Annotated in this window: 19 protein-coding genes and 1 tRNA gene; 3 read left to right on the top strand and 17 right to left on the bottom strand. The window is 64.8% G+C overall.

Annotated features, from left to right (window positions below; all coding sequences use genetic code 11):
* Positions 1-10: 10 nt before the first annotated feature.
* Positions 11-2,311 carry a ribonuclease R gene (gene rnr / locus CMN27_RS13160; protein ID WP_293627122.1) on the bottom strand — a complete coding sequence of 767 codons (2,301 nt, stop codon included), beginning with the start codon at positions 2,309-2,311 and terminating at the stop codon, positions 11-13.
* A 111-nt stretch (positions 2,312-2,422) separates the two neighbouring features.
* Between rnr and CMN27_RS13155 the strand changes: the two genes are divergently transcribed.
* Positions 2,423-2,509 (top strand) — tRNA-Leu (locus tag CMN27_RS13155).
* A gap of 176 nt (positions 2,510-2,685) precedes the next feature.
* On the opposite strand, the gene CMN27_RS13150 is transcribed toward CMN27_RS13155, so the two are convergent.
* The 9 genes from CMN27_RS13150 to mutL form a co-directional block, all read right to left on the bottom strand.
* Positions 2,686-3,981 carry an adenylosuccinate synthase gene (locus CMN27_RS13150; protein ID WP_293627120.1) on the bottom strand — a complete coding sequence of 432 codons (1,296 nt, stop codon included), beginning with the start codon at positions 3,979-3,981 and terminating at the stop codon, positions 2,686-2,688.
* Between the two features lie 2 nt (positions 3,982-3,983).
* Positions 3,984-5,189: an ATP phosphoribosyltransferase regulatory subunit gene (locus CMN27_RS13145; protein WP_293627118.1), complete on the bottom strand. Its 1,206-nt coding sequence runs from the start codon at positions 5,187-5,189 to the stop codon at positions 3,984-3,986.
* Between the two features lie 20 nt (positions 5,190-5,209).
* The gene (locus CMN27_RS13140) at positions 5,210-5,395 is read right to left on the bottom strand and encodes a DUF2065 domain-containing protein (RefSeq protein WP_293627116.1); all 186 of its coding nucleotides are present in this window, start codon (positions 5,393-5,395) and stop codon (positions 5,210-5,212) included.
* A gap of 7 nt (positions 5,396-5,402) precedes the next feature.
* Positions 5,403-6,284 carry a protease modulator HflC gene (gene hflC / locus CMN27_RS13135; protein WP_293627114.1) on the bottom strand — a complete coding sequence of 294 codons (882 nt, stop codon included), beginning with the start codon at positions 6,282-6,284 and terminating at the stop codon, positions 5,403-5,405.
* The gene (locus CMN27_RS13130; protein WP_293627112.1) at positions 6,281-7,642 is read right to left on the bottom strand and encodes a protease modulator HflK; all 1,362 of its coding nucleotides are present in this window, start codon (positions 7,640-7,642) and stop codon (positions 6,281-6,283) included. The genes hflC and CMN27_RS13130 overlap by 4 nt, the downstream gene beginning before the upstream one ends.
* A 302-nt stretch (positions 7,643-7,944) precedes the next feature.
* The gene (gene hflX, locus CMN27_RS13125; protein ID WP_293627110.1) at positions 7,945-9,297 is read right to left on the bottom strand and encodes a ribosome rescue GTPase HflX; all 1,353 of its coding nucleotides are present in this window, start codon (positions 9,295-9,297) and stop codon (positions 7,945-7,947) included.
* A gap of 23 nt (positions 9,298-9,320) precedes the next feature.
* Positions 9,321-9,581: an RNA chaperone Hfq gene (hfq, locus tag CMN27_RS13120; protein ID WP_293627108.1), complete on the bottom strand. Its 261-nt coding sequence runs from the start codon at positions 9,579-9,581 to the stop codon at positions 9,321-9,323.
* Positions 9,582-9,630: 49 nt separating this feature from the next.
* A complete protein-coding gene (miaA, locus tag CMN27_RS13115; protein ID WP_366515457.1) occupies positions 9,631-10,599 on the bottom strand; it encodes a tRNA (adenosine(37)-N6)-dimethylallyltransferase MiaA in 969 nt (322 codons plus the stop codon).
* A 2-nt stretch (positions 10,600-10,601) separates the two neighbouring features.
* The gene (gene mutL, locus CMN27_RS13110) at positions 10,602-12,449 is read right to left on the bottom strand and encodes a DNA mismatch repair endonuclease MutL (protein WP_293627104.1); all 1,848 of its coding nucleotides are present in this window, start codon (positions 12,447-12,449) and stop codon (positions 10,602-10,604) included.
* A gap of 193 nt (positions 12,450-12,642) precedes the next feature.
* Between mutL and CMN27_RS13105 the strand changes: the two genes are divergently transcribed.
* Together CMN27_RS13105 and CMN27_RS13100 are read left to right on the top strand one after the other, a co-directional pair.
* Positions 12,643-13,104, top strand: a complete 462-nt coding sequence (locus CMN27_RS13105) for a Fur family transcriptional regulator (RefSeq protein WP_293627102.1) — start codon at positions 12,643-12,645, stop codon at positions 13,102-13,104.
* 48 nt (positions 13,105-13,152) lie between these two features.
* The gene (locus CMN27_RS13100) at positions 13,153-14,619 is read left to right on the top strand and encodes a catalase (RefSeq protein WP_293627100.1); all 1,467 of its coding nucleotides are present in this window, start codon (positions 13,153-13,155) and stop codon (positions 14,617-14,619) included.
* A 103-nt stretch (positions 14,620-14,722) separates the two neighbouring features.
* On the opposite strand, the gene CMN27_RS13095 is transcribed toward CMN27_RS13100, so the two are convergent.
* The 7 genes from CMN27_RS13095 to panD all read right to left on the bottom strand — a co-directional run bounded on the left by CMN27_RS13095 (position 14,723) and on the right by panD (position 22,524).
* A complete protein-coding gene (locus CMN27_RS13095; protein WP_293627098.1) occupies positions 14,723-15,829 on the bottom strand; it encodes an FAD-dependent oxidoreductase in 1,107 nt (368 codons plus the stop codon).
* Positions 15,826-16,650: a sulfite exporter TauE/SafE family protein gene (locus CMN27_RS13090; RefSeq protein ID WP_293627097.1), complete on the bottom strand. Its 825-nt coding sequence runs from the start codon at positions 16,648-16,650 to the stop codon at positions 15,826-15,828. The genes CMN27_RS13095 and CMN27_RS13090 overlap by 4 nt, the downstream gene beginning before the upstream one ends.
* A 229-nt stretch (positions 16,651-16,879) precedes the next feature.
* Positions 16,880-18,313, bottom strand: coding sequence for an N-acetylmuramoyl-L-alanine amidase (locus CMN27_RS13085; protein ID WP_293627096.1), 1,434 nt, complete (start codon positions 18,311-18,313; stop codon positions 16,880-16,882).
* Positions 18,314-18,465: 152 nt separating this feature from the next.
* Positions 18,466-18,930 carry a tRNA (adenosine(37)-N6)-threonylcarbamoyltransferase complex ATPase subunit type 1 TsaE gene (tsaE, locus tag CMN27_RS13080; protein ID WP_293627094.1) on the bottom strand — a complete coding sequence of 155 codons (465 nt, stop codon included), beginning with the start codon at positions 18,928-18,930 and terminating at the stop codon, positions 18,466-18,468.
* Positions 18,927-20,432, bottom strand: coding sequence for an NAD(P)H-hydrate dehydratase (locus CMN27_RS13075; RefSeq protein ID WP_293627092.1), 1,506 nt, complete (start codon positions 20,430-20,432; stop codon positions 18,927-18,929). The genes tsaE and CMN27_RS13075 overlap by 4 nt, the downstream gene beginning before the upstream one ends.
* 56 nt (positions 20,433-20,488) lie before the next feature.
* Positions 20,489-22,111, bottom strand: coding sequence for a glucose-6-phosphate isomerase (pgi, locus tag CMN27_RS13070; RefSeq protein ID WP_293627090.1), 1,623 nt, complete (start codon positions 22,109-22,111; stop codon positions 20,489-20,491).
* 32 nt (positions 22,112-22,143) lie between these two features.
* Positions 22,144-22,524: an aspartate 1-decarboxylase gene (gene panD / locus CMN27_RS13065; RefSeq protein WP_293627088.1), complete on the bottom strand. Its 381-nt coding sequence runs from the start codon at positions 22,522-22,524 to the stop codon at positions 22,144-22,146.
* Positions 22,525-22,530: the final 6 nt, after the last annotated feature.

The following is a 22,530-nucleotide window of genomic DNA, read 5'->3' as shown; positions in this document are numbered from 1 at the left end:
GACCGGTTCATCAACGTTTACCTCGCTTGCTTTGACGGCGCGACTTGGCCGACGACTTGCCCTTGTCGGACTTGCCGGCACCGGGTTTGTTGTTCGGCTTGCCGCATTTGCTGGCCGCGCTATCCGGTTCGACCAGCTCGAAATCGATCTTGCGCTCGTCGAGATCGACGCGCGCGACCTTGACCTTCATCTTATCGGCCAATCGGTGTACCACGCCTGAACGTTCGCCGCGCAGGCAGCGCGACTGGGCATCGAAATGGTAGTAGTCGTTCGACAGGCTCGATACATGCACCAGCCCGGTGGCATAGATACCGTCGAGCTCGACGAACAGACCAAAGGCCGTGACCCCGGTCACGGTGCCTTCGAACGTCTGGCCCAGCGAATCGCTCATGTACTCGCACTTGAGCCAGTCGTCGACGTCGCGGGTGGCGTCGTCGGCGCGTTTTTCGGCTTCCGAACAGACGGTGCCGAGGCTCTCCATCGTCGCGGTGTCGTAGTCGAAGGTCTTGGGCTTGCCGCGTGCTTCCAGATGCTTGATGGCACGATGGGCCAGCAGGTCCGGATAGCGCCGGATGGGCGACGTGAAGTGGGCGTAGTTTTCCAGCGCCAGACCGAAATGGCCGTCGTTGTGCGGGGTATACACTGCCCGCGACAGGCTGCGCAGCATGACCGTCTGGATCAGATGCGCATCGCTGCGATCGGCGATCGACGCCAGCAGCGCGGCATAGTCGGCGGCCTGCGGATCGCTGCCGCCCGGCAGCGACAGGCCGCGCTCGGCCAGAAACGCACGCAGATCCTCGAGTGCATCGGCGGCCGGGCCGCTGTGCACGCGATAGAGCAAGGGCATGCGTTTTTTCGACAGATGCGTGGCCGTGGCGACGTTCGCCGCGATCATGCATTCCTCGATGATCTTGTGCGCGACGTTGCGCTCGGTGGGCACGATGCGCTGAATCTTGCGGTCTTCGTTGAAGATGATGCGCGTGGCCGTGGTCTCGAACTCGATCGCGCCGCGCTCACGCCGTTCGGCCAGCAGCGCTTCGTACAGGCCATTCAGATTGGCCAGCGGCTTGGCCAGATCGCGATAGCGTTCCGGCATGTTGTCCGGGCTTTCCAGCCAGTCGGCTACCTGTTCATAGAGCAGGCGCGCATGCGAGCGAATCACTGCCGAGTAGAAGCGGCTTGAGCGCATGCGGCCCTGCTTGTCCAGGCGCATCTCGCAGACCAGCGCCAGGCGGTCGACGTCTGGGTTGAGCGAGCACAGCCCATTGGATAACGCCTCCGGCAACATCGGCACGACATGATCGGGGAAATACACCGACGTCGCACGTCGCTGGGCTTCGTCGTCGAGGGCCGAACCCGGCTTGACGTAGGTCGAGACATCCGCGATGGCCACCCACAGGCGCCAGCCGCGCGGGGTCTTGCGGGCATAGACCGCGTCATCGAAGTCGCGTGCGTCGGCGCCGTCGATGGTGACCAGCGGCAGGTCGCGCAGGTCGGTGCGACCCTGCTTGTCCTTTTCGGCCACGGCGTCGCCGAAGGCTTCGGCTTCGGCCAGCGCTTCACTCGGCCATTCGTAGGGAATGCCGTGCGAGCGCATGGCAATATCGATTTCCATGCCCGGCGCCATGCGATCACCCAGCACCTCGACCACCGCGCCGATCGGCTGCACGCGCTTGGACGGCGGCTCGACGATGCGCACCGTCACCATCTGGTTGTGTTCGGCGCCGTTTCGATCGGCTTCGGGTACACGAATGTCGTGGGCGATACGGGCGTTGTCGGGCACCACGTGGCATACGCCGCGCTCTTCCACGAAACGACCGACCACGCTCTCGTTGACGCGCTCCAGCACTTCGGCAATGCGCCCTTCCCTGCGTCCGCGATGATCGCGGCCGACAATACGAACCACGGCCCGATCGCCATGCATGAGCAAGCGCATCTGGCGCGGATTGAGGAAGACGTCGTCCTGCTCGCCGTCGTCGGGGATGAGAAAGCCGAACCCATCGCGATGCCCCTGCACGCGTCCGCGTACCAGGTCCATCTTGTCGAGCGGGCCGAGTGCGCCGCGGCGGTTTTCCAGCAGCTGGCCGTCGCGCAACATGGCGCGCAGGCGATGCTCGAAAGCTTCGGCGGCCTTGTCGGTCAGCGCATACAGCTCGGTGAGCTCGGCCCAGGTCATCGGGCGTCCGGCCTCGGCCAGATCGTCGAGTACCAGCTGGCGGCTGGGCACCGGTTCGGCGTAGCTGCCTTTTTCGTCTTTGAACTGCGGATCGCGGTCGCGCCAGTCGGCGCCACCGCTCGTTTTCTTATTCAAGATTTTGCTCCATATGCGCGCACGATACCGCAACCACACACATGCACAAGCAACAATTGCTTACAGTGATTGACAAGCGCCCAGGCAATCGCTAAATTGCGCGCTCTTCGAGCCCAGGTGGCGGAATTGGTAGACGCGCTAGCTTCAGGTGCTAGTGACCTAACGGTCGTGGAGGTTCAAGTCCTCTCCTGGGCACCAAGCTCGAATTACAGATTCACGACAGGCTTTCGCCGATCGTGGATCCACGAAAAAGCCGCGCTGGTCAGCGCGGCTTTTTTATGTGTGTTTGTTGCGCCCACCCGCGCCGGCAGCCGGGCAGCGATGCGCCAGCGTCGATGCCACGGCCGTCATTCCAACCGTGGCATCGAGGTTTTCTAGGCCGCGAACGGATCGCGCAGCACGATGGTGTCGGCGCGGTCCGGGCCGGTGGAAACCACATCGATCGGCGTGCCCACGATCTCGGTCAGCCGATCGAGATAGTTGCGCGCGGCCTGGGGCAGCTGATCGTATTCGCGCACGCCCACGGTGGATTCCTTCCACCCCGGCATTTCCTCGTAGACCGGCTCGCAGCGCGAGAGCGCATCCGCGCCCAGCGGCGGCACGGTGATGATCTGGTCGTCGCAACGATAGCCGGTACACAGCTGGATCGCGTCCAGGCCGTCGAGCACGTCGAGCTTGGTGATGCAAAGCCCGGACAGGCTGTTGTTGAATGCCGCGCGGCGCAGACCGACGGCATCGAACCAGCCGCAGCGACGCGCACGCCCCGTGGTGGCACCGAACTCGGCGCCCTTGGAGGCCAGATGGCGGCCGTTGGCGTCGTCGAGCTCGGTGGGGAACGGGCCGGAGCCCACGCGCGTGGTGTAGGCCTTGACCACACCCATCACGTAGTCGAAATAGACCGGGCCCACGCCGGTGCCCGTGGCCGCGCCGCCGGCGGTGGTGTTGGACGAGGTCACGTACGGATAGGTGCCGTGGTCCACGTCCAGCAGCGCGCCCTGGGCGCCTTCGAACAGAATCGATTCGTCGGCGACGTAGGCCTGGCGCAGCAGCTCGGCCACGTCGGCGACCATGGGCGCCATTTCATCGGCGAAGCGCAGACAGTCGTCCAGCGTGGACTGGAAATCGATCGGCGCGACGTTGAAATAGTTCTTGAGCACGAAGTTGTGGAAATCCAGCGCCTCGCCCAGTTTGGAGGCCAGCATTTCGCGCCTGAACAGATCGCCTACGCGAATCGCGCGTCTGGCCACCTTGTCTTCGTAGGCCGGGCCGATGCCGCGGCCCGTGGTGCCGATGGCGGTCTTTCCGCGGGCGGCTTCGCGTGCCTTGTCGAGCGCAATATGGCTGGGCAGGATCAGCGGGCAGGCCGGGCTGATGCGCAGGCGGCTGCGTACCGGCACGCCGCGGGCTTCGAGCGTGGCCATTTCCTCGATCAGCGCTTCCGGCGAGAGCACCACGCCGTTACCGATATGACAGGTGACGCCGTCGTGGAGGATGCCCGACGGAATGAGATGCAGCACCGTCTTCTCGCCGCCGATGACCAGTGTATGGCCGGCGTTATGACCGCCCTGGAAGCGCACGACATGGCGGGTGCGGTCGGTCAGCAGATCGACGATCTTGCCCTTGCCTTCGTCGCCCCACTGGCTGCCGATGACGATGACGCGTTTGCCCATGACTAATCCTTGCTCGAGTGGGTCGTTGAAGCCAGCGGCCGCACATCCCAGCGGCCGTCGATATGTTCGAGTATCCGATCACAGCTGTTGTCGATCGCCTCACCCGTATCGGGCGTGGCCACGACGACGCGCTCGCCGCTGGCACGCAGGCGTCGTACACAGGCCAGCAGCTCCGGATCGCTTCCGGCCGGCGCATAGATGGCGCCGCCCTGCGCGGTTCCATCGAAACGCCCCAGCGCAGCCAGCAGATTGAGATCCGCCGAAAACCCGGTGGCCGGGCGCGGGCGGCCAAATGCCGCGCCCACGTTGTCGTAGCGCCCGCCACGCGCGAGTTCGCGGCCCAGCCCCGGTGCGAAGGCCGCATACAGCAGGCCGGTCTTGTACCGATACCCCCGAAGCTCGGCCAGGTCAAGAAACAGCGGCACCTGCGGATAATGGGTGGCCAACAGGCCGACCATTTCCTCAAGCCGGTCGAGCGCGCTGTCGATGCCGGGGTCGATACCGGCAAGCGCGGCGCGGGCATCGTCGAGCACGCTAGGGGCGCCGTTGAGCTCGATCAGATGCGTGAAGCGCGCATGGCTCTGGGCATCGAGCCGGCCCGAGGCCGCCATCGCATCCAGATCGGGGCGCGACTTGCGCTGCACCACGTCGAAAAGCTGGGGCTCGAGGTCGGCGGGCATCTGCGCATGGGCCACCAGACGTCGATAGATCGCCACATGGCCAAGGTCCAGACAGGCCTCGTCAATACCCATGACGTCCAGCGTTTCCAGCATGAGCGACACGATCTCCAGATCGCTGTCGATATGCGCATCGCCGAATTTCTCTGCGCCCACCTGCAAGGGCTGGCGCGAACCGCCCGGCTCTTCCGGGCGCGTGCGCAGTACGCTGCCGATATAGCAGTAGCGGGCCGGGCCGGTGGCCGCCAGGCGGTGGGCGTCGATACGCGTGGCCTGGGTGGTCATGTCCGAGCGCACGCCCATCATCCGACCGTTGAGCTGATCGGTGAGCTTGAAGGTCTGCAGGTCGAGCTCGTGGCCCGCACCGGTGAGCAGCGAGTCCAGATATTCGATCAAGGGCGGCCGGATGAGGTCATAGCCCCATCGCCAGTACAGATCGAGCAGTTGCCGGCGGGCGGACTCAAGACGCCACGACTCCGGCGGCACCATTTCCTGTACGCCCTCGGGCAGAAGCCAGCGGTTGGATTGCATCGCGTTCCGACGTCTTTAAATCAATGAATGAATTGCAGCAGCACGGCGCCCACACCGATGAGCACGGCCCCGAATATGCGCAGACTGCGGCTGTCGACATCCGACAGCCGCAGCATCATCTCACGCCAGCGCTCGGGCGCGAGAAACGGCATCAGGCCCTCGATCACCAGCACGAGTGCCAGCGCACGCACGATATCCGCCCACATGCGGCCGCTACGGGTTCGATCCGGCGTTTGACGCGCTCGGGTTGAAGTAGCGGAACAGCTCACCATCCGGGCGCAGCAGCATCAGATCGTCGCTGCCCAGCGACTCACGATAGAGCTGCAGGCTGCGATAGAAGCTGTAGAACGTCGGGTTGGCCTGATATGCGTTGGCATAGAGTTCGGCCGCGCGGGCGTCGCCCTCACCGCGAATCACCTGCCCCTGGCTATAGGCATCCGCCAGAATGATGGTGCGTTCACGCTCGGCGTCCGACCGGATCTCCTGCGCTGCCGCGTCGCCCTGGGCACGCAGGGTTCGGATGACTTCCTGGCGCTCGGAACGCATACGCTCGTAGACCGATTCGCTCACCTCTTCCGGCAGGTCGAGACGCATGATGCGCACGTCCTCGATCTCCACACCCAGCTGCTTGGCATCCTGATTGGCCTGCACCTGAACGGCGGCCACGATTTCGTTGCGGTCGTCGCCGACCGCCTGGCGAATCGTGCGTTTGGAGAATTCGGCCAGCAGGTCGTTCTCCACGATTTCGGTGAGCAGATCGCGAGTGCGCTGTTCCTGGCCCTGGGTGGACAGGTAATACTCGACGGTGTCGTTGATGCGCCACTTCACGTAGAAGTCGACGGCCAGGTTCTTGTTCTCCGAGGTGAGCACGCGCTCGATCTCTTCGGTGAAGGTCATCACGCGGCGATCGAAGGAATGCACGCTCTGCACGATCGGCTTTTTGAAGTGCAGGCCCGGTTCGTAGTTCTGGCCAACGATCTCGCCGAGCTGAACCACGACCACGCGCTCGCGCTCATCGACGATGAAGGCCGAATCGAGCGCGAGATAACCGATGATGACGACGACGATAATCGCGAAAATATGCTTGGGGCTCATGAGTTGCGATCCCGGCTGCGAAGACTGTCGGACGAACGGCTGTCGGACGACGATGTGTCGCTCGAACCGCTGTCGGCCGTACCGGCGCTGTTGCCGCCGTCGCTGTTCTGACCGGCGTTCATGCCATCGTTGGCCGCGGCCTCGGTCTGCTTGTTACGACGCGAGTCGTTGAGCATTTTCTCCAGCGGCAGATACATCATCGGCCCATTGCCGCCCTGCTCGGCCAGAATCAGATTGGCGTTGGCCAGCACGTCGCCCATGGTTTCCAGATACAGGCGTTCGCGGGTGACCTCCGGTGCTTTCTCGTACTGGGCAAGCAGATCGGTAAAGCGCTGGGCTTCACCCTTGGCCCGGGCCGTCTTCTGCTCGCGATAGCCGCGGGCGTCGAGCAGGATCCGAGCCTTTTCACCCTGGGCACGGGCGACGATGTCGCGCGCATAGGCCCGGGCGATGTTCTTCTTGCGCTCTTCTTCCTCACGTGCCTTGATCGCTTCCTCAAAGGCGCCCTGTACCTGTTCCGGCGGCTGTGAGTACTGCACGTTGATCGCCACGACATCGACGCCGGCATCGTAGCTCGACAGCGTGCTCTGGACGATCTTGCGCACGTTCTCGGGCAGCGCCGCGCGGGAACGGTCGGTGATCTCGGGGTAGCTTTCCTGCTGCGCCTTGATCTCGTCGACCAGCTTGTCGTCCACGCCCTGCAGGGCATCCTTTTCGGCCGGCAAACCCGAGCCTTCCTTGAGGTCGACGTTTTCCAGCGCGCGGTCCTCGAGTTCCTCGACCTGAACGCCTTCCTGAATCACCTGATTCATGCGGCTTGTGCCCACGATCTCGCGAACCGCCGAGCGCAATACCTGCTCGACCGTGGCATCGGGCTCACGCAGCTGGAACAGATAGTTCATGGCGTCCGAAATACGATACTGCACGGCCACTTCCACCTCGACGATGTTCTCGTCCTTGGTGAGCATGACCGAACGATTGTTGGCACGCCGTACCTGCTGCGTATCGACCTTATAGACGCGATCGACGGGATAGGGAATACGCCAGTGCCAGCCCGGGCCCTGGGTCTGGGTGTAGTCGCCGAAGCGCAGGACCACGCCCTTTTCGCCGGGTTGCACGACATACAGACCGGTCGCCAACCAGATAACCAGGGCCACCGGCACGATGAACAGCAGAATCGCCGGGCTCGGGCCGCCCCCGCCGCCACCGTTTTCAGGGCCGCCGCTGCCGCCCTTGTTGCCGGACATGCGCGCACGAAACTTGCGCCAGATCTGATCCAGATCGGGCGGGCCGCTACCGTTGTTCTTGTTGCCCCCACCCCAGGGATCCTGGCCCTTGCCGGGCTCATTCCACGCCATATCAGAACGCTCCGGTATCAGTGGTATGAAGCGCGCAGGCGCACGGGCACACTGCTCGCGTAGAGCCTGGCTGGACCGCCGGTCGAGGCGATCCCGTTATCGATCGTTCATTTGCCATGAGCAAATCTATGGTTTCCTCTACATTGCCGTTACGCACACAACCGCGGCGTGTCGACACGCGACTGGAACGGGGTTTGGCCGCCGACGTCGGGCGAAAGCGCGATTCTATCGACCCCCCGTACCCCTGTCGAACGCCGCTGGTCGATACACCGGCAGCCGTTATCGCAACTCACCCGAGCTGGTCACGGCAGGTACGCGGATGTGGACGCCGGGGATGCCGTGCCCGACGCCGCGATACGCGCGGCCCGACGCTCGACCAACACATCATCGAAAGCCAGCCCGGCCTGGGCGACGATACGTTCCAGATCGCTTTGCGAGGCGGTGACGTTGAGCCGGCTGGCGCCGTCGTCGTCGTAGCTTTCTTCATCCACCACGCCCAATTCGAACAGTGCCGAGCGCAGCCGCCCGTTAGCCGCCGGCACCCGCAGCACGCCCGCGATCATGTCCGGGTTGCAGAAATCCGCCAGTACCGCACGCAGTTCGTCGACGCCTTCGCCGCTTGCGGCCGACAGCCACACCCGCAACGGCCGGCCGTGGGCATCGGTTTCGATACGCGCAGATTCGCCCTCGATGAGGTCCACCTTGTTGAGCACCTCGATCTGGGCCACATCGCCCGCGCCGATTTCGGCGAGCACGTTGTTGACCTCACGCGCATGCGCACGCCGTTCGACGTCGGCCGCGTCGATCACATGCAGCAATACATCGGCCTCACGCGTCTCCTCGAGCGTCGCCTTGAAAGCGGCCACCAGCTCATGCGGCAAATCGCGAATGAAGCCCACCGTGTCGGCCACGATCAGCGGCTCGCCTACCGGCACTTCCATGCGCCGCAGGGTCGGGTCGAGGGTGGCGAACAGCTGGTCGGCCGCATAGATATCCTCGCCGGTCAGACGATTGAACAGCGTCGACTTGCCGGCGTTGGTATAGCCCACGAGCGACACAATCGGCGTGCGTGCACGCCGTCGCGCCGAACGGCCCTGCTCGCGCCGCGCGCTCACCTTTTCCAGGCGCTGCCGCAGCATCTTGATGCGTTCGTTGAGCAGCCGACGGTCGGTTTCCAGCTGGGTTTCACCCGGCCCGCGCAGCCCGATACCACCCTTCTGGCGTTCCAGATGCGACCAGCCGCGTACCAGCCGGGTGGCCAGGTGTTGCAGCTGGGCCAGCTCCACCTGGAGCTTGCCTTCGTGTGAACGCGCCCGGGCAGCAAAGATATCGAGAATCAGGCCGGCACGGTCGAGCACCCGTGCATTCAGGCGTTTTTCGAGATTGCGCTCCTGGCTCGGCGAGAGATCGTGGTTGAACACCACGAGCTCTGCGCCGTGTTCGACCACGAGCTCGGCGATCTCGTCGACCTTGCCGCCGCCCACGAAATAGCGAGGATCGGGCGTACGCCGGCTGCCGCCGACGTGGGCCAGCACTTCGCCGCCGGCCGAGGTGACCAGCTCGTGAAACTCACGATCGGCCTCTTCGTATTCGTCGAGGCCGAAGGCGAGATGCACGATCACGGCCGCCTGCCCTGTAGGCGGCCGCTCAAACATGCCGGTAACTCATGCGGTCTGAATCAGGAATTGCCGTCGACCTCGTTGTTCTGGGCCATTTCCTCGTGCATTTCCGAGCGCACATTGCGCGACGGCACGATGGTGGAAATAGCGTGCTTGTAGACCATTTGATTAACGGCGTTGCGCAACAGCACCACGAACTGATCGAACGATTCGATCTGACCCTGGAGTTTGATGCCGTTGACCAGATAGATGGACACCGGCACGCGCTCCTTGCGCAAGGCGTTGAGGAATGGTTCTTGTAGTGTTTGGCCTTTTGCCATGGGTTCAGACTCCAAAAAGTGCAGGGGTATAAAATTCTTTATTAATAGATCATAGCATGGGGCCAACCGCGGCCCCGGTGCTCTTTATATGCGTTATTGCCTGATTGGAAACGTTTTTTTCTTCGCTATCCAGCCACATCACATCGTCCAGCGAGCGCAGCCAGGTCAGTTGCCGCTTGGCCAGTTGACGCGAAGCGAATACCGCTCGTTCAACACCCTGTTCAAGCGTCATATCTCCATCCATCACCTGCCAGAGCTGGCGATAACCCACCGCCCGCATGGAGGGCAATTCGAGGCTTAGATCGGGCCGGGCGTACAGCTTTTCAACCTCGGCATACAACCCCTGTGCCAACATCGATTGAAAACGCTGGGCGATACGCGCGTGCAGGGTCTCGCGGCGGGCCGGCGATACCGCGATCTTGCAGATAGACCACGGCAGCGCGCCGGCGTTCCGACGCGCCCGATCGCGGGCATGCAGCACGCTTGGCGCCACGCCCGTGAGTTCGTGAATCTCCAGCGCACGCTGGATGCGCTGGGCATCGTTGCGGTGAATGCGCCCCGCGGTGGCCGGATCAACGGCCTGCAGGCGTTCGTGCAGCGCATGCCAACCGTCGCGATCGGCCTCGGCGGTCAGGCGCGCTCGCAGGGCCTCGTCGCGAGACGGCATATCGCTCAAGCCGTCTTCCAGCGCCCGAAAATACAGCGAGGTGCCGCCGGTAAGCAGCGGCAGGCGCCCCGCTGCCTGGATGCGCTCGATTTCGGCGATCGCATCGGCGCGAAAATCAGCAGCGGAATAAGGCTCGGCAGGATCTCGAATATCGATGAGCGCATGCGGCGCCCGCGCCAGCGTATCCGCATCCGGCTTGGCGGTACCGATATCCATGCCTCGATAGACCATCGCCGAATCCACCGAGACGATTTCGGCATCAAGCCGTTCGACCAGATCGACGGCCAGCCCCGTCTTGCCGGAGGCGGTGGGCCCAAGCAGAAAGACCACCCCGGGTTTATCGGCGATCATCGTCATTTGCCGCGCATGAACAGGCGATCCAGGCCGGCCATGTCGACCTGCACCCAGCTGGGCCGGCCGTGATTACAGTGGCCGGCCCGATCGGTATGTTCCATATCCCGCAACAGCGCGTTCATCTCGGTCAGCGTCAGGCGACGCCCCGCCTTGACCGCGGCCTTGCACCCCATGTCCGCCAGCACGTCGTCAATACGATCGCGCACGCCGGCCGGCCCGCGCAGACCCTCACCGAGTTCGCCGACCATATCGTAGGCCAGCGCCACATAGTCCTCGTTGGCCAGCAGCGCCGGCACCGCGCGCAGCAGCCCGCTGGTGGGCCCGGCGCGGGTGATTTCCAGGCCCACCGCGGCCAGCGCTTCGGCATGGGTTTCGATCGCGGCGGCCTCCTGTTCGGATACCGACAGCGTTTCCGGTACGAGCAGCGCCTTGGACTGGATCCGGCCGGCCGAGTACTCCTGCTTGAGCTGCTCGTAGAGCACGCGTTCGTGGGCGGCATGCATATCGACGAGCACCAGCCCTTCCCGATTCTCGGCCAGAATATAAATATCGTGCAGTTGGGCGAGCGCATAGCCGAGCGGCGGTATGGTCTCGTCCTGCGCTTTCGAATGCGCCGGCACCGTCGCCTCGGCCGCGGCCGAAGCGGACGTCGACGGCGGCATGGGCGGCATCGGCTGCGTCGGCATCTGGAACGCATAGGCCGCACGGCTCTGGGCCACGCCCGGCGAACCGCTCGTGTGCGGGCGCGTATCGAAGCTGTGCTGCACGGGCACCGGTCCGGATGCGGGCTGACGTTCGTCGGCCTCGGCGGCGGCGCTGACCGGCAGCTCCACCTCGCGTGCGGCATGCGGCTTCGCCTCGACCGCAGCCAGGGCCCGGCCCACGCTGCGGAATACGAAATCGTGCACCAGCCGCGATTCGCGAAAACGCACCTCGGCCTTGGCCGGGTGCGCATTCACATCCACCTGGCGCGGGTCCAGCGTGAGGTAGAGCACATAGGCCGGATGGCGCTGGTTGTGCAGCAGGTCCCGATAGGCCAGACGCACCCCGTGGTTGAACACCTTGTCGCGAATCGGGCGATGGTTCACGTAGCTGTACTGGCGATCCGCCTGCCCGCGCGAAAAGCCCGGCGTGGCGATCCAGCCGGACAGACGCATGCCTGCGGCCTGCTCGTCGACGGCCACGGCGTGATCTCCGAAGGCCCCGCCGATCAGCGTTTCGACACGCTTTTGCATGGCATCGGCATCGTGGGCCGGGGCGATGCGCGCGACTTCCGTGCCATCGTGGTGGAGCACGAAGCCGATATCGAAGCGCGACAGGGCCAGCTGATTGAAGGCCTTGCGGATATGGGCGAACTCCGTCGCCGGCGCGCGCAGGAACTTGCGCCGCGCGGGAATACGCGCGAACAGTTCACGTACTTCCACGCGGGTGCCGCGATCGAGCGCCGCCGGGCGCGGGGTTTCGCTCGTGCTCGGGCTTATGGCATAGGCACGCTCGGCATCGGCGGTCCGCGAGGTCAGGGTCAGCTGCGATACCGAGGCGATACTTGCCAGCGCCTCGCCGCGAAAACCCAGGCTGGCGACCGACTCCAGCGCATCGAGACTGTCGATCTTGCTGGTGGCATGCCGCGCCACCGCCAACGCCAGATCGTCGCCTTCGATACCCATGCCATCGTCAGCGACCACGATCCGGCGTAGCCCGCCGTGTTCGATGGTCACATGAATCCAGCCCGCGCCCGCGTCGAGGCTGTTTTCCATGAGCTCCTTGACGATGGACGCCGGGCGCTCGACCACCTCGCCGGCGGCGATCTGGCTGATCAACTGGTCATCGAGTCGGTGGATCGGCATGGCGCTGCATGAAAGGCTGAGGCAGCAACATAGTGTCGGCCAAGTTCACCCCGATCGCAAAGCCCCGACAGGCCCGCCGGCGCGCGTGGCGCCCCCGCTGAAACCATCGGCGGCCGGCCCACCCTCGCCAACCTTCCTTTTAAGGAATCGTAAACTTGACTGATTCAAGTTTATCGGTGAGCATGCCCTCGCCATGAGTCGAGAAGTGACACCCATCGCCGACCAGCTGCGTGCCCGTGGAATGCGGGTGACGGCAGCGCGTCATGCCGTGCTCGAATGGCTGGCGGACAATCCGCACGCCACGGTGGAGCACGTGCATGACGGCATCAGCCAACGGCTTGGTTCGATTTCGAAACAGGCCGTCTACGACGTCCTCAAGGCCTGTCTGGAAGCCGACCTGGTCCAGCAGATCAAACCGGCCGGGCATCCGGCCCGGTTCGAGCGGCGCACCGGCGACAACCATCATCACCTGGTCTGTCGAAGTTGCGGCCGTATCGAGGACGTGGACTGTGCGGTGGGCGCCCGGTCCTGCCTGAACCCCGATCACGATCACGGTTTCGAAGTCGATGAAGCCGAGGTCATGTACTGGGGTATTTGCGGTGCCTGCCGTACGGCGGCCACCAACGCCCCCGGCGATGATCACTCGAGACAATAAAACCTGCGGCCCGCGAGTCGCTTGAACCACCACCTGGAGGGTAGAACCTTGACGGACGAAATCCATAAAACAGAGACCACCACCGGCGGCGAACCGTATCCGAGCGATGAGCATTCGCTGACCGTTGGCGCCGACGGCCCGATCGTGATGCACGATCACTTCCTCATGGAGCAGATGGCGGCCTTCAACCGGGAGATGATTCCGGACCGCCAGCCCCATGCGAAAGGCGGCGGTGCCTTCGGCCAGTTCGAAGTCACCGAAGACGTCAGCAAGTACACGAAGGCCTCCTTTCTGCAGAAAGGCGCCACCACCCCGATGGTCGCGCGTTTCTCCACGGTCGCCGGCGAATCCGGCAGCCCCGACACCTGGCGCGATCCGCGCGGCTTCGCGCTGAAGTTCTATACCGAGGAAGGCAACTTCGACATGGTGGGTAACAACACCCCCGTGTTCTTCGTACGCGACCCGATGAAGTTCCAGCACTTCATCCACTCGCAGAAGCGTCGTGCCGACAACGGCCTGCGCGACCACGACATGCAGTGGGACTTCTGGACCCAATCGCCGGAATCGGCGCATCAGGTCACCTGGCTGATGGGCGATCGCGGCGTGCCCGCCACCTGGCGCCACATGAACGGCTACTCCAGCCATACCTATATGTGGGTCAACGCTGAAGGCGAGCGTTTCTGGGTGAAGTACCACTTCAAGACCGATCAGGGCATTAAGTGCCTGACCCAGGAACAGGCCGATCAGATGGCCGGCTCCGACGCCGACTATCACCGTCGCGATCTGTTCGAAGCGATCGAACGCGGTGAGTATCCGACCTGGACCCTGCAGGTTCAGATCATGCCCTACGAGGATGCCAAGACCTATCGCATCAACCCGTTCGACCTGACCAAGGTCTGGCCGCACGAGGACTACCCGCTGCATACGGTGGGTCGCATGAAGCTCGACCGCAATCCGACCGATTTCCATACCGAAATCGAGCAGGCGGCCTTCGAGCCGAACAACATGGTGCCCGGCACCGGCGTGAGCCCGGACAAGATGCTGCTGGCCCGCACCATTTCCTATGCCGACGCACACCGTGCCCGTCTGGGCGTGAACTACAAGCAGATCCCGGTCAACGTGCCGAGATCGCCGGTTCACAGCTACACCAAGGGTGGTGCCATGCGCATCCAGAACGTGAGCGATCCGGTCTACGTGCCCAATACCAAGGGCGGCGCTCATGCCAACCCGAACGCTTACCCGGCGAACAACGTCTGGGAAGCCGATGGTGCCATGGTTCGTGCGGCCTATACGCTGCGCAAGGATGACGGCGACTTCAACCAGGCCAACGATCTCGTCAACAAGGTGATGAACGACGAGGAACGTGACCGTCTGGTGCACAACATCGCCGGCCATCTCTCCGACGGCGTGGGCGAAGACGTGCTGCAGCGCGCCTTCCAGTACTGGCGCAACGTCGATGCCACCATCGGCGATCGCGTCGAGAAGGCTGTTCGGGAAAACCTGCAGTCGGCCTGATCGAGTCGTCGTAGCAACGACGGTCCAGGCAGAGGCGGCGTATCGTTCGATGCGCCGCCTTTTTTATGCGCGCTAGCGCGAGGCTGTGCCTACGCGACCTGCGTCAGCGCCGGGGTGCATAGCGTTCGACCAGCGCCAGCCACCGCGCCTGCGTCTGTGCTCTACGCCGCGCCGGCATCCGGCCCTGCCACCACAGCCGCCCGTACCAGGCCGCCGCCGACCCATCGCCGAAATCGACCGTGGTCGCCCCGCCCCTGGCACTTACACTCTTGAACGGACGCCGGCGTGCCCCGGCCTCGATGTTATGTGCGAGCACCCGGGCCTGACGGTCGCTATCCAGATACCGTCCCTCGGCGCCAAGCACGCTGGCACAGCCGCCCGCTGCATACACCCGCGAGTCGGCGGGCGACTGAAGGCGGCGCGTGACATAAAGCCCTTCAGCCTGTGCCGGCAGGCGCCCGGCATGCACGAAACGGGCAGCCGGCGTGGGGCTGGTGATCACGCCATGGTCAGCGGTAAAACGACGCCCGTCGGCGCTACAGATCGCACCGTCGACTTTCTCCACGATCGCGGTCTGCACCACGATCTCGACCCCGCTTTCCACCAGCCAGCGCCGAATGCGGCGCTCCAGCGTGATCGGGGCATCGGCCAGCAGCCGCGTTTGTGGCACATACCAGCTGATCTGCAAAGACGAGGCCGATGGATGACGGCGCAGGCCGGCGATCACTTCGAGCGCGCGCGGGCCGTCGCCGACCACGGCCACGCGCCGAATCGCCCCGCCCCGAGCTTCGTGCGAAAGCGTCTCCGCCAGCTGAACCAAGGCGCTCACATCGACCGCGGACCAGAGCATCGGCGGCGCATGGCTACCAGCGGCCACCGCCAGAGCGCATTCCACGCCAACGTCCAGCGACAGCGTATCGAATGCGAGCATTTCGCCGCTTGCCAGCCAGAGCCGCCGGTGGCGCGTGTCGACGCCAATGGCACGATCGGCGCGATAACGCACCGCATGTTCGCGACACACCCCGCGCAGCGGCAGCTTGAGCGCCGTCTGTGACAACTGGCCCGCGACCACCCGGGTCGTGGCGCCGCCGTACCAGAAGCTGCCCGGGTCGATCAGCACGATCTCGAAACCCGCGTTCTGCAGGCGTTTGGCCTGCAACAACACCCCCATATGGGCATGGCCGGCGCCCACCAGCACCAGCGACTTCATGACGAAGCGGTCGCGCCGCGAACCACCACGACCCAGAGCGCCAGCGCCGCGAGCACGATCAATCCACCCAGTACGCGATGGGTCAGCTTCGGCGGCAGCCATTGATGCACGCGCCGGGCAATCCCCATGCCGGCGGTGGTGCCAAGCACGTAAAGACCGGCGGTATAGCCGGGCACATCGGAAACGAACAGAAACTGCCATCCCGCGGCGAGCGTGGCGAGCACGGCGCTGGCCAGCGCCAGGGTGCCCACCGACAGATGCGGCTGGCCCACCAGACGCCGTTCCAGAATACGCCACCCGAGCAGCGCGCCGGGTGCGGCCGCCAGGGCGGCCAGCGCGCCACAACCCGCACCCGCGAATAGCACGCCGAGTTTGTCGACGGTACGTCGGTCGACTGTTGCCGTGGCATCGGCAAAGCTGCGCCGCGGCGCATGCAGCATTGCAGCTGGCGGCGGCGCAGCGCGGTTCGCATAGGCGCGCAGGGTCACCAGTAGCAGCGGACCGAAGACGAGCGTGGTAATGAGAAACACGGTCGCCAGTACGGGTTCCGACAAACGCTGTGCCAAGGCGCCCAGCACCAGCATGGTCGGTAACGAACCCGCCATGAGCCAGACGCTGAGCTGGACGTCGCACTGGCGCGCCCGCACGGCATCGCCCGCGGCAATGGCCGCACAGATACCCAGCGCAAAAAGCGCGATCGGCAGCGCTCGATGAAAATCGACGTCCGCGAACAGAACCAGCAACGGCACCGCCAGAAACGCGCCCGCAAAAGCGGTCAGGCCATAGGCCATTCCTGCCACGATGCCCAGTAGAAGTACCACCTGCCGCCTCTCTTTGCGGCGCTGCATGCCGCATGAATCGAGCGCGGCCCACGCCACGCCGTCTGAGTGTAGTCCAGGGTATCGCCCACGTCGCCACGCAATGGCGTCCCGGCGAGCTCGGGCTGCATTCGCAGGGCGTTTGGCCCGCGGTATTCGAGCGGCCTAAAGAATATGAGCCAGCCGGGCCCGAAGACAGGCTGCAGGCAGCTCGCCGGCAGCCTGGAAAGGCTTAGCGCAGGTCCGCGACCTGCTGGCTGCCGGGCGCCGGAATCTGCAACTCCGTGCCCACGCGAATCGTGTTGCCGTTCAGGTCATTCGCACTGCGCAGGCTGGATAGGCTGACGCCGTAATCCTGGGCGATTTCGGAAAGCGTTTCACCGGATCGCACGGTATGCACCTGCCCCTTGGCGATGAAGGTCGCGGGGCGATAGCTGGCGAAGTAGCCCTTGATACCGCGCAGCATGGCGCCTGCAAGCTGACGCTGATAGGCCGCCGTCTTGAGCTTGCGCTCTTCTTCCGGCGTCGAGATGAAGGCGGTCTCGACCAGGAATGACGGGATATCCGGGGACTTCAGCACCATGAAGCCCGCCTGCTGGACCTTGGCCTTGTGCAGCGGCCCGAGCCCGTTGAGTTCGCTGAGCACGCGCCCGCCCGCATCCATGCTGGCTTCGATACTCGCACTCTGCGACAGGTCGAGCATGAAGGAGGCAAGGCTGTCGTCCTTGTCCTTGAGGCTGACGCCCCCGACCAGGTCGGAGGCGTTCTCGCGACGGGCGAGCCAGCGTGCATGCTCACTGGTGGCGCCGTGGTGCGACAACGCATAGACCGATGCACCCGTGGCCCGCGCACCGCGCGGCGCCGCGTCGGCATGAATGGAAATGAACAGATCCGCCTTGGCCTTGCGTGCGCGCACCATGCGTTCGCGCAGGCCGATGTAGTAGTCACCGTCGCGGGTGAGCACGCCGCGCATGTTGGGCTGCTCGTCCACCATGGCCTTGAGCCGGCGCGCGATCTGAAGCACGACATCTTTTTCGTTGGTACCGCCGCGCCCGTGCGCGCCCGGATCCTTGCCGCCATGGCCGGCGTCGATCACGATCACGATATCCCGGGACGGGCGTTCCGGGGTTCGAGCGACGCGTTTCGGGGCCGGCTGCTGGCTGGGCGGCTCGGATACCTGGGCCAGCGCATTGGCCGTGGCGGTAGCCGAGCTGCTGCCATCTTCGTGCGCGGCATCGGCCGGCTGCCGGTCGGCGACCAGCATGGACGACGCCTTGGCGCCCTTGGGCTTGAGATCCACGACCAGCCGATAGCCGTGATCGCCGTCCGGGTCGAGCATGAAGCTCTTCGGCGAAACCTGGCCATCGAGATCGAGCACCACGCGCAGATCGGTGCCGTGTCGTACGCCGGTGCGCACGCGCTTGACCAGCCCGCTGCCGCCGATGTTGCCGCTCACGCCGTTAAGCACGCGCGCATCCGGCAGGTCGACCACCAACCGCAGCGGGTTGTCGATCATGAACAGATCAGGATTGGTCGGACCGCCCAGGTCGAAGACCACCCGCGTCTTGTCGGAAGATGTCCATAACCGGACATCCTGCAGCGTGGCCGGTTTCGCCACGGCCAATGTACTCAGACCCACCAGGAGCCCGAAAACAAGCCATTGCATGCTCGCGCGCATAGAATTCGCTGCCTAGACCATCGTGAATATTATTCCCCGATTGAGAGACTAGCCGCGGCACGCCCGGTGCGCAACTACTTTTTATCAATCAAAACAGCCAATAGGCGCCTGTACCTTCATATCCACTTGAAAGCACGAGTCTATCTCTCGATGCCAAGCTGCGGGATAAGCCGGGCACCGGTTTCGGTGAGCGCCTCGAAGTGCGCACGACGCGCGTTGCCTTCGTATTCCAGGCGGATATCGATATCCACGGCCGGCAGAAAGCCGGCGCCTCGCTCTGCCCACTCGACAAATACCCAGTCGCGCGCGGTGTCGACCTCGCGAATGCCGAGGAATTCCAGTTCTTCGGGATCGCCCAGACGATAGAGATCCAGATGAAACAACGTATGCGTGCCCAGCGAATAAGGCTCGACCAGCGTATAGCTCGGCGATACCACCCGCCCGGTATGGCCCAGGCCGCGTAACGTCGCCCGGGTCAACGCCGTCTTGCCGGCGCCCAGCTCACCGTTCAAGGACACGACCAGGCCGTGATCGAGCCCGCGCAGCGCGCGGGCCAGCTGCAGCCCGAGAGCATCGGTGGCTTGTGGATCGGCCAGTCGAATCATGCACGCCCGGGATTGACGAAGCCGCGGATTGCAGCGAACAGGTCGCAGGGCAACAGGCCGCGCTGGCCCGCCCTGGCGGCGGCCGCGTCGCCGGCCCGGGCATGCACATACACGCCCAGGCTCGCAGCGGCGCCAAGATCCAGCCCCTGGCCTGCGAGCGCGGCGATCACGCCGGTCAACAAATCCCCCATGCCGCCCACGGCCATGCCGGGGTTGCCATCGGTACACAGCCAGAGCTCTTCGGGGGTCGCGATCAGGCTGCCCGCGCCCTTGAGGACGGCGACACCGCCGTAACGTGCACGCAGCCCCTGGACCGCGTCCACGCGATGGTCGAGCACGTCCGGCGTAGGCCAGTCGAGCAGCCGGCCGGCCTCACCCGGATGCGGCGTAAGAATCCAGTTGTCGTTCTCTGCCGGTTCGCGCGCCAGGCGATTCAACGCATCGGCATCGACCACCCGGGGCTTGTCGGCCGCCATCACCTGCTGCCACAGGTTGGCCGCCCAGGCATCGCTGCCCAGGCCCGGGCCGATGGCGATGACATCGCAGGCCTCGATCAGGGCAGCGATCGACTCCTGTGCATCAACACCAAGGCACATCAGCTCGGGGCGAGCCTGGCTCATCGCGCCGGCGTGGTCCGGATGACAGACCACACTCACCAGCCCCGCGCCAGCGCGCAGGGCGGCTTCGGCGGTCATGCGAATGGAGCCTCCCATGCCGCGGTTGCCGCCCACGCACAGCACGTGGCCATTGTCGCCCTTGTGCTGATTGCGCGAACGCGGGCGCAGCGCCTTGCGCAGCCGGCGGTGGGTCAGGCGGCGGGCCGTATAGGGCTGATCGGCATAGAGTTCATCGGGGGCGTCGAGACCGCTGAAGGCGATATCGCCGCAGTGCGCCGGGCCTTCGCCGGTGAGCATGCCCAGCTTGAGCCCGATGAAGGTGGCGGTGGCATCCGCACGTACCGCATGCGCCCAGACGTGCCCGGTGCTTGCATCGATGCCCGAGGCGATATCCACGGCGAACACGCCGATACCGGCCTCGCCCGCCTCGTTGATACGCTCGATCGCAGCGGCAAAATCGCCTTCGACATCGCGATTGAGACCGGTGCCCAGCAGCGCATCCACCACCACGTCGGCGTTGATCGGCCGGTTTTCGAACGCTTCGACCGTGCCGCCGTTTTCGATGTAGCGCGACAGCGCCTTGGCCGCATCACCGGTGTATTTTTCGGTACCCGCGAGGCTCACCACATGTACGCCCCAGCCGCCACGGCGGGCCAGATCGGCGACGAGCAGGCCGTCGGCCCCATTGTTGCCGGGCCCGCAGTAAACAACCAATGTGCCCGGCATGGCCCAGATATGGGCCAGTTCCTCGTACGCCGCGCGCGCCGCGCGCTGCATGAGCTCGAAGCCATCAAAATCGAATGTCTCGATGAAGCGGCGATCGAGGGCACTTACCTGTTCGGCGTTATAGACAACTTCGGGAAGATATTCGCTGGATTCGGTCATGGGCCCATTCTAGCGCCCCGCCGGGCTCCAGACGAAGGCCGGCCGGGCGTCGTCGCTCAGCCCCGGTCCCAGGCCTGGCGCACCCGCGCAAGCAGCGCCCGGGTCGAGGCATCGTGCGGGCCCGGCTCACCGCCCTCTTCGAGTTCTTCGACGATCCGCTCGGCCATGGTCTTGCCCAGCTCCACGCCCCACTGGTCGAAGCTGTTGATACCCCAGATGACCCCCTGCACGAACACCTTGTGCTCGTAGGCGGCCAACAGCGCGCCCAGATGATAGGCATCGAGCCGGTCCATGACGATCATGGAGCTGGGACGGTTGCCTTCGAAGCGGCGCGCGGCCAGCCGCTGCTCGAGCGCCGCGCCCTGCAAACCCTCGGCTTTGAGTTCGTCGATCAGGGCTTCCGGATCGCGCCCGCACATCAAGGCCTCGGCCTGAGCAACGCAGTTGGCCACGCGCTGGCGTTCGCGCGAATCGCTCGCCTCGGCCGGCGGCGATAGCGGCAATACGAAATCGACGTCCGCCGCCACGACGCCCTGGTGCAGCATCTGGAAGAAGGCATGCTGGGCGTTGGTCCCCACGCTGCCCCAGACCGCCGGCACGGTATCAACGACGGCGGGCTCGCCCTCGCGGGTGACCGACTTGCCGTTGCTTTCCATCTCCAGCTGCTGCAAATAGGCCGGCAGCGCGGCCAGCCGCTGGGCATAGGGGACCACGATATGGCTTGGCAGGCCCAGGAAGTTGTTGTTCCAGACCCCGATCAGGCCAAGCGCGGCGGGCAGGTTCTCCTCAAGCGGCGCTTCGCGAAAATGGGTATCCATGGCATGAGCGCCAGCCAGCAGCGCATCGAATGCCGACATGCCCAGCCCGGCCGCAATCGATAGCCCCACCGCCGACCACAGGGAAAACCGCCCGCCGACCCAGTCCCAGAAGCCGAACATGCGATCGATGCCGAACGCCTGCACGGCCTCGGCATTGGTGGATACGGCCACGAAGTGCCGGGCGATATCGGCTTCGCCGGCACCGTTGTCGAGCAGCCACTGGCGGGCCACACGCGCGTTGGCCAGCGTCTCTGCCGTGGTGAAGGACTTGGAGGTGACGATGAACAGCGTGCGTTCGGCGTCCAGCGCAGCAAGCGTGTCGTCCAGATCGGCCGGGTCGACGTTGGCCACGAAGTGACAGCGGATACGCTGCCCCGGCACCGCCAAAGCCTCGTAAACCATGCGTGGACCGAGATCAGAGCCGCCGATGCCGATATTGACGATATCGCGGATCGGCTCGCCGGTATGCCCGGCCCAGCGGCCGCTGCGCAGCGCATCGGCGAACGCTGCCATATCCTCGCGTACCGCATGCACCTCGTCGTGCACGGGCGCCTCTGGAGGGCAGCGCAATGCGATATGCCACGCCGCCCGATCCTCGCTGGTGTTGATCGGCTCGCCGCTGAAAAGCGCATCGCGAAGCGCATGGAAGTCGCGGCTCTCGGCGAGCTGCGCCAGTGCGGCCATCACCGACGTATCCACGCGCTGCTTGGAAAAATCGAGCGCGATGCCGGCCGCAGAGCGTGTAAAACGCTCGGCCCGGCGCGGGTCGTGGTCGAACATCGCGTCCACGCGCGTAGCTCGCAACTGTGCGGCGAGCCGGCCCAGCTCACGCCAGGCCGGTAGATCACGAATATCGCCCACGAGCGAAGTCGCCCCCGGTGGGGTCGTACGGCTTATGCCGCCTGCACCGGAATGGCGTTGCGCGTATGCGTGACCTGATTGCTCTCGTCGAGATAGATCAGGCGCGGCTTGTGCGCACGCGCTTCGCCTTCCGGCATGCGCGCGTAGGCACAGATGATCAGCCGATCACCCGGGGATGCCTTGTGGGCAGCCGCACCGTTGACCGAAATCACCCGCGAGCCGGATTCCGCGCTGATGGCATAGGTCGAGAAACGCTCACCGTTGGTGACGTTGTAGATCTCGATCTGTTCATACGGAAAAATCCCGGCCGCATCGAGCAGGTCGGAATCGATCGCGCAGGAGCCTTCATAATCAAGCTCGGCGTGCGTGGTGCAGGCACGATGAAGTTTTGCTTTGAGAAGCGTCACTTGCATGACTGT

It is taken from the genome of Salinisphaera sp., assembly GCF_002729955.1.
Classification (GTDB): domain Bacteria; phylum Pseudomonadota; class Gammaproteobacteria; order Nevskiales; family Salinisphaeraceae; genus Salinisphaera.
This window is presented reverse-complemented; position numbering and strand designations above follow the sequence as displayed.